Origin of the sequence: Kitasatospora nipponensis (assembly GCF_039528135.1) — a bacterium.
Classification (GTDB): domain Bacteria; phylum Actinomycetota; class Actinomycetes; order Streptomycetales; family Streptomycetaceae; genus Kitasatospora; species Kitasatospora nipponensis.
Genome location: NZ_BAAALF010001192.1, coordinates 1 through 247 on the forward strand (window position 1 = coordinate 1; position 247 = coordinate 247).

General features: G+C 72.9%; 1 protein-coding gene. It reads left to right on the forward strand.

All coding sequences use genetic code 11. The features are described from left to right. Positions 1-247: MarR family winged helix-turn-helix transcriptional regulator (locus ABD323_RS45610; RefSeq protein WP_344447800.1), on the forward strand; the 247-nt coding region annotated here is incomplete at both ends.

Sequence of the window (247 nt, forward strand, 5' to 3'; positions counted from 1 at the left end):
CCACCGACCTCTACGCGCTGAACATCCTGCAATTGACCGGCCCGATGACCCCCGGCGAGCTCGGCGCCCGCACCGGCCTCACCACCGGGCCGACCACCCGCCTCATCGATCGCCTCGAACAGGCCGGCTACGTGCGCCGGGCCCCGGACCCCGGAGACCGCCGCAAGTTGATCGTCGAACCGATCGGCAAGCCCGCCGACCTCGACCGGGTCATGGCCCCGGCCCGGCAGCGGATCGGGGAGGTTCC